Raw genomic sequence first — 6,888 nt, forward strand, 5'->3', positions numbered from 1 at the left:
GCCGGGGCGGCGGCGGGCCGGGAGGGCGGCGAGTAGCGTTCGGGTGCGTACGGGGCGACGATGGGAGGCATGACTCACCAACTTCGCGCGGAGTACGGCCCGCAGGGGAGGGCGGGCGGGGTGAAGGTCTGGCACGTCGTGCGGGGGAAGGACCCGGCCCTCGCGCTGTGCGGCCGGACCATGCCCGCCGAGGCCGAGACCCGGCCGGAGCAGGAGTGGGGGACCGGCCTTCGGGGTTGCCAGCAGTGCGGCTCGCTGTACATGCACGAGGTGCCGCACATGCAGGGCAGCCACCCGTACGGCTAGCCGGCGCTACGGCCACCTTCGGAGGTCGCCATGAAGCTGCAAGACGAACTGCCCGTCGACCACAAACTGGTGCTGGTCTGGCGGATCGGGGCGGGGCTCGGCGGGATCTTCCTGATCGTGTTCGGCTGCCTGGGGCTGGCCGACCATCCGGGCTTCCTGTCCACCGAGGGCGATGAGATCGCCGGGATGTCCACCAACGGCGCGCTGAGCATCCTGTCCATCGTGGTGGGCGGGCTCCTGGTGATCGGCGCGGTCATCGGCGGGAACTTCGCCGCGAACCTGAACATGGGGGCCGGGGCGCTGTTCATCCTGTCCGGGTTCTACGGGCTGACGGTGCTCGAACGGCCGGACGCCAACATCCTGAACTTCGGCATCCACAACGTGATCTTCGCCTTCGCCTTCGGCGTGGTGATCACCGCGTTCGGGATGTACGGGCGGGTCAGCGGCCACCTGCCGCACGACAACCCGTACTGGCGCAAGCGCGTGGAGGAGGAAGAGGCGCTGCCGACCGGTCCCAAGACCTTCGTGAAGGTGATGCGGCCCGGGCCGCCCAACCCGATCGGGCACTGAGGAGGCCGCCGGTTCCGGGGCCTATGCTCCTGGGCATGAGTGACATGGTCGAGCTGGACCCCGAAGACAAGAAGATCATCACCCTGGCCCGCTCCGCCCGCGCCCGCAACGGCGTCGCGGAGGGGGCCGCGGTGCGTGACGAGACCGGCCGCACCTATGTGGCCGGGACGGTCGCGCTGGAGTCGCTGCGGCTGAGCGCGGTGCAGACGGCGGTGGCGATGGCGGTGGCCAGCGGTGCGAAGTCGCTGGAGGCGGCGGCCGTGGTGACCGAGGCCGAGCAGCCCTCGGAGGCCGACCTGGCGGCGGTGCGGGACCTCGGCGGCGCGGGCACCCCGCTGCTGCTGGCCGGGCCGGACGGCGCCCTGCGCGTCTCGGCCGAGGCCCGCTGAGAGCGCGCGGCCCCTGCGGCGCCCGGGGTGCGCGCCCCGGGCGCCGGCGCGTTCCGGGACCCCTGAATCCCCGGATAATCTCACCGGGGACGGGTGGGAAACGGCGCGGGGAACCGGCGCGGTGAGGGGGCTGGGCGATGGGGCCGTTCGCGTTCTTCGCGGGGCTGCTGCTGGGCGTGATGGGCATGGGGAAGTGGCAGGAGACCGGGTCGCCGTTCTGGCTCTGGGGCTCGGTCGCCTTCCTGCTGCTCGTCCTCGGCTGGGGCCTGGGCGCGGTGTTCGGGGGGAAGAAGTGAGGGCCCGGACGGGCGGTGTCCGCCCCGGTGGGGGTGATCAGGGAGAATGGGGCCCATGAATGCCCCTTCCTCCTCGTACCGCTCCGGCTTCGCGTGCTTCGTCGGCCGACCCAACGCGGGCAAGTCGACCCTGACCAACGCTCTGGTGGGGACGAAGGTCGCGATCACCTCCGACCGCCCGCAGACCACCCGGCACACCGTCCGCGGCATCGTGCACCGCCCGGACGCCCAGCTGGTGCTGGTGGACACCCCCGGCCTGCACAAGCCGCGCACCCTGCTCGGCGAGCGCCTCAACGACCTGGTCCGCTCCACCTGGGCCGAGGTCGACGTGATCGGCTTCTGCCTGCCCGCCGACCAGAAGCTCGGCCCCGGCGACAAGTTCATCGCCAAGGAGCTCGCCGAGATCAAGAAGACCCCCAAGGTGGCCATCGTCACCAAGACCGACCTGGTCGACTCCAAGCGGCTGGCCGAGCAGCTGATCGCCGTCCATCAGCTCGGCGCCGAGCTCGGCATCGAATGGGCCGAGATCATCCCGGTCTCGGCCGTCGGTGACAAGCAGGTCGAGCTGGTCGGCGAGCTGATCAGCAAGCTGCTGCCGGAGGGCATGCCGCTCTACCCGGACGGCGACCTCACCGACGAGCCCGAGCAGATCATGGTGGCCGAGCTGATCCGCGAGGCCGCGCTGGAGGGCGTCCGCGACGAGCTGCCGCACTCGCTGGCCGTCGTGGTCGAGGAGATGCTGCCGCGCGAGGGCCGTCCGGCCGACCGGCCGCTGCTCGACATCCACGCCAACGTCTACATCGAGCGGCAGAGCCAGAAGGCGATCGTGATCGGGGCCAAGGGCGCCCGGCTCAAGCACGTCGGCACCACCGCCCGCAAGCACATCGAGGCGCTGCTCGGCACCCCGGTCTTCCTGGACCTGCACGTCAAGGTCGCCAAGGACTGGCAGCGGGACCCGAAGCAGCTGCGCAAGCTCGGCTTCTGACCGGCGGGGAGGGGGTGGCGGCGTGAAGCTGCACACGCGTGAGTGGGGCACCGGCGACCGGGTCGCGCTGCTGGTCCACGGGATCATGTCCGACCACCGCACCTGGCGGTCGGTCGGCCCGGCGCTCGCCGAGCGCGGCTACCGGGTGATCGCGGTCGACCTGCGCGGCCACGGCGCCAGCCCGCGCGGCGACGGTGCCACCCCGGCGGACCGCTACCGTCCGGAGCGGTTCGCCGACGACCTGGTCGACACCCTGCCGCAGGGCGCCGACCTGGCCATCGGCCACTCGCTGGGCGGGCTGACCCTGCTGCACGCCGTCGAGCGGCTGCGGCCGGCCCGGGCGGTCTACTCCGACCCGGCCTGGAGGTTCGCCCAGCCGGGGCTCTTCGACCCGGCGGTCTTCGTCCAGTTCAAGCAGGCCACCCGGGCGCAGATCAGCGCGGTCAACCCGCGCTGGGACGCCGCCGCCGTGGACGTCGAGCTGGCCACCCTGGCCCTGTGGGACCCGGACAGCGCGCTGGCGCTCTCCGCGCTGTACGACGAGGCCGCGCTGCCCGGCGCCCCGGCGGTGCCCTCACTGGTGCAGCTCGCCGACAACAGCTGGCTGATCGGGCCCGAGGACGCCGCGGCCCTGCGCGGCCTCGGCTACGAGGTCCGCACGGTGGCCGGGGCCGGCCACACCATCCACCGGGACGACCTCCCGGGCTTCCTGGCCTCCCTCGACGGCTGGCTGTGACCGGTCCGGCGCGTCCGTGCACGGCCGCGCCCGTGCCCGCGCGCGCCTACGCGCCCAGGGCCTACGCGCCTTCGCGCAGGACCAGGGAGACCAGTTCGCGCTGGGACTCGGTGAGCTTGGGGTCCGCGCAGTGCACGGTCCGCCCGTCGACGGTGATCTCGTAGTGGAAGCCGTCCGGCACCCCGTAGGAGGGGGTGCGCAGCCCGCCCGCGACGGCCTCGCGGGCGAGCGCGTGCACGTGCGGGGCGTCCACCCGCTCGGTGGTGTCGAGCTCCGCGCGGCGGACGTGTCCCGCGAGGCCGCCGGTCCGGGTCACCTGGATACGCATGGTGTCCATGGTGCTACCCAGCGATGGCGTTCGCCGGGGTTTTCCAGGACCTTGACTTAAGCGCGACTCAAGTCGGGCTGATGCCGACCTTCGCCCAGGACGCGGTGACCGTGTCGGCCACCTCCGGCTCCGGGTAGCGGGCCTTCGCGGCGGCCACGGTGGCCCGGGCAAAGGCGGTGAAGTCGGCTTCGGCGGGCAGCCGCCGGCCGGTCAGCGCGTCGTACCAGATCCGGCCGGCGCGCTCCCAGGCCGGGCCGCCGAGCGCGGTGGCGAGCAGGTAGAAGGCGTGGTTGGGGATGCCCGAGTTGATGTGCACCCCGCCGTTGTCCCGCGCGGTGCGCACGTAGTCGCGCATGTGGGCGGGCTGCGGGTCCTTGCCCAGCCGGGGGTCGTCGTACGCGGTGCCGGGCGCCTTCATCGAGCGCAGCGCGACCCCCTGCACGCCGGGGGCGAGCAGTCCGGCGCCGATCAGCCAGTCCGCCGCGTCGGCGTTCTGCCGCAGCGCGTACTGCTTGACCAGTGAGCCGAAGACGTCGGAGACCGACTCGTTGAGCGCGCCGGGCTGGTTGCGGTACTCCAGGCCGGCGGTGAACTGGGTGACGCCGTGGGCGAGTTCGTGGCCGATGACGTCGACGCAGGCGGTGAAGTCGCCGAACACCACGCCGTCGCCGTCGCCGAAGACCATGCGCTGGCCGTCCCAGAAGGCGTTGTCGTAGTCCTGGCCGTAGTGGACGGTGGCGTCCAGCCGCAGGCCCTGGTCGTCGATGGAGTGCCGCCCGTAGACGGCGGAGAACAGTGTCCAGGTGGCGCCGAGTCCGTCGTAGGCGCGGTTGGCGGACTGGTCGGGGAGGGGGTTCTCGCCCTCCCGGCGGACGGTGCGGCCGGGCAGGCGTTCGCGGTGCCCGGCGTCGGAGATCACCCGTTCCAGGCGGTCGGCGGAGGCCCCGGCGGGCGGTACGGCGGTGAGCCGTGCGGACCGGTGCGCGGCGTCGAGGGCGAGTGAGCGGGCGGCGGGCTCATGACCGTCCTCGGCGAGGCGGTCCAGGACGTACGGCGGAACGATCGCGCAGAGCGTCGATTCGGCTGTCATGTGGCCCAGAGTGAGGCATTGATGACGTGTTGTCACCGGCGCGGACAGGATTGCGCGCCGTCCGCCCGCATCCGCGCGCCGTCTCAAGGAATGGGAAGACCGGGCGGCCCGCTTCGGGGTCGCGCGGCGCTGGGTTAGGCTGGGCCGCATCATGCGCAACGGGCTGCTTCTTCTTAGCTGCCGCGTCGAGGGCCTGTAGTCCACCAGGGCCGGCTCCCTCGCCGCGGGGACTGTGCTGCGCGCTGAATCGGGTGACCCCTGGCGGGTCGCGAGCGGCAGCAGGCCGGCCGAGTCGGGTGAGGACACCGCCCCGACCAGCCCGCACCACGCATCACAGGAAGCCGAGACTCACCTCCATGACCGAGCAGAGCTCCGCCGCGCCCGTCGCCGCCGCCCGGGCCTTCGTCGACCGCCCCACCCCGATCACCGCCGACTCGGTGCGCCAGCGGCCGTCCGGCATGCGGCACGGCCGCTACCTGCCCTTCGGCACCGTCGACCTGCCGGACCGCGTCTGGCCGTCGAAGGTGATCACCAAGGCGCCGCGCTGGCTCTCCACCGACCTGCGGGACGGCAACCAGGCGCTGATCGACCCGATGTCCCCGGCCCGCAAGCGCAAGATGTTCGACCTGCTGGTCGCGATGGGCTACAAGGAGATCGAGGTCGGCTTCCCCTCCTCCGGGGCCACCGACCACGCCTTCGTGCGCTCGCTGATCGAGGAGGGGGCGATCCCCGAGGACGTCACCATCTCGGTGCTGACCCAGGCGCGCGAGGAGCTGATCGAGAAGACCGTCGAGTCGCTGGTCGGAGCGCCGCGCGCGACCGTGCACCTGTACAACGCGACCGCGCCGCTGTTCCGCCGGGTGGTGTTCCGCAACGACAGGGCGGCCACCAAGGCGATCGCCACCGAGGGCACCCGGCTGGTGATGGAGTACGCCGAGAAGCTGCTGGGCGAGGAGACCGTCTTCGGCTACCAGTACTCGCCGGAGATCTTCGTCGACACCGAGCTGGACTTCGCCCTGGAGGTCTGCGAGGCGGTGATGGACGTCTGGCAGCCGGGCGAGGGCCGCGAGATCATCCTGAACCTGCCGGCCACCATCGAGCGGGCCACCCCGAACGTCCAGGCCGACCAGTTCGAGTGGATGTCGCGCAACCTGTCGCGCCGGGAGTTCGTCTGCCTGTCGGCGCACCCGCACAACGACCGGGGCACCGCCGTCGCCTCCGCCGAGCTGGCCTACATGGCCGGCGCCGACCGGATCGAGGGCTGCCTGTTCGGACAGGGCGAGCGGACCGGCAACGTCGACCTGGTGACCCTGGGCATGAACCTGTTCTCGCAGGGCGTGGACCCGCAGATCGACTTCTCCGACATCGACGAGGTGCGCCGCACCGCCGAGTACTGCAACCAGATGGAGGTGCACCCGCGCCACCCGTACGCCGGCGACCTGGTGTACACCTCCTTCTCCGGCTCGCACCAGGACGCCATCAAGAAGGGCTTCGACGTCCTGGCGGCGGACGCGGCCGCGGCGGGCGTGCCGGTCGAGGAGCACACCTGGGGCGTGCCGTACCTGCCGATCGACCCGAAGGACGTCGGCCGCACCTACGAGGCGGTCATCCGGGTCAACAGCCAGTCCGGCAAGGGCGGCGTGGCGTACGTGCTGAAGAACGACCACAAGCTGGACCTGCCGCGCCGGATGCAGATCGAGTTCTCCCGGATCATCCAGGCCAAGACCGACGCCGAGGGCGGCGAGGTCACCCCGGGCGAGATCTGGCGGGTCTTCGAGGACGAGTACCTGCCGACCACGGTGAACCCGTGGGGCCGGATCTCGCTGAGCGGCTCGCGCACCCTGACCACCGAGGACGGCCGGGACGCGCTGACCGCCGAGGCCGTGGTGGACGGCGTGCCGGTGACCCTGGCCGGTACCGGCAACGGCCCGGTCTCGGCGTTCGCCGACGCGCTGGCGCAGATCGGCGTGGACGTACGGGTGCTGGACTACGCCGAGCACGCGCTGAGCGAGGGCGGCGACGCCCAGGCCGCCGCGTACGTCGAGTGCGCGGTGGACGGCCGGGTGCTGTGGGGCGTCGGGATCGACGGCAACACCGTGCTGGCCTCGCTGAAGGCGATCATCAGCGCCGTCAACCGGGCGCGTCGCGGGTAGTTCGTACGAGTGGTCATCGCCGGGCCGTCCCCTTC

At 72.2% G+C, this 6,888-nt stretch carries 9 protein-coding genes; 7 read left to right on the forward strand and 2 right to left on the reverse strand.

Annotated elements, in window-relative coordinates:
• Positions 1-69: 69 nt before the first annotated feature.
• The 6 genes from ABD308_RS21285 (at position 70) to ABD308_RS21310 (ending at position 3,282) form a co-directional block, all read left to right on the forward strand.
• Positions 70-306 (forward strand): hypothetical protein, encoded by a 237-nt coding sequence (locus ABD308_RS21285; protein ID WP_344337560.1) that lies wholly within the window; start codon positions 70-72, stop codon positions 304-306.
• Positions 307-336: 30 nt separating this feature from the next.
• Positions 337-876: a DUF4383 domain-containing protein gene (locus ABD308_RS21290; protein ID WP_344337562.1), complete on the forward strand. Its 540-nt coding sequence runs from the start codon at positions 337-339 to the stop codon at positions 874-876.
• 23 nt (positions 877-899) lie between these two features.
• Positions 900-1,265, forward strand: a complete 366-nt coding sequence (locus ABD308_RS21295) for a cytidine deaminase (RefSeq protein ID WP_344337564.1) — start codon at positions 900-902, stop codon at positions 1,263-1,265.
• Positions 1,266-1,402: 137 nt separating this feature from the next.
• The gene (locus tag ABD308_RS21300) at positions 1,403-1,561 is read left to right on the forward strand and encodes a hypothetical protein (protein WP_158960387.1); all 159 of its coding nucleotides are present in this window, start codon (positions 1,403-1,405) and stop codon (positions 1,559-1,561) included.
• 55 nt (positions 1,562-1,616) lie between these two features.
• Complete coding sequence (era, locus tag ABD308_RS21305) at positions 1,617-2,546, forward strand: GTPase Era (RefSeq protein ID WP_344337568.1); 930 nt, start codon at positions 1,617-1,619, stop codon at positions 2,544-2,546.
• A gap of 22 nt (positions 2,547-2,568) precedes the next feature.
• The gene (locus ABD308_RS21310; RefSeq protein ID WP_344337570.1) at positions 2,569-3,282 is read left to right on the forward strand and encodes an alpha/beta fold hydrolase; all 714 of its coding nucleotides are present in this window, start codon (positions 2,569-2,571) and stop codon (positions 3,280-3,282) included.
• A 61-nt stretch (positions 3,283-3,343) separates the two neighbouring features.
• Here the strand turns inward: ABD308_RS21310 and ABD308_RS21315 are convergent, their stop codons facing one another.
• Together ABD308_RS21315 and ABD308_RS21320 are read right to left on the reverse strand one after the other, a co-directional pair.
• Positions 3,344-3,610 (reverse strand): protealysin inhibitor emfourin, encoded by a 267-nt coding sequence (locus tag ABD308_RS21315; protein ID WP_344337572.1) that lies wholly within the window; start codon positions 3,608-3,610, stop codon positions 3,344-3,346.
• 67 nt (positions 3,611-3,677) lie between these two features.
• Positions 3,678-4,700 carry a M4 family metallopeptidase gene (locus ABD308_RS21320; protein WP_344337574.1) on the reverse strand — a complete coding sequence of 341 codons (1,023 nt, stop codon included), beginning with the start codon at positions 4,698-4,700 and terminating at the stop codon, positions 3,678-3,680.
• A gap of 356 nt (positions 4,701-5,056) precedes the next feature.
• On the opposite strand from ABD308_RS21320, the gene leuA reads away from it, so the two are divergent.
• Entirely contained in the window at positions 5,057-6,853 is a 1,797-nt protein-coding gene (gene leuA, locus ABD308_RS21325; RefSeq protein ID WP_344337576.1) for a 2-isopropylmalate synthase, read from the forward strand.
• The last annotated feature ends 35 nt before the right edge of the window (positions 6,854-6,888 follow it).

The sequence above is a fragment of the Kitasatospora putterlickiae genome (assembly GCF_039527695.1).
GTDB classification, from domain to species: Bacteria; Actinomycetota; Actinomycetes; order Streptomycetales; family Streptomycetaceae; genus Kitasatospora; species Kitasatospora putterlickiae.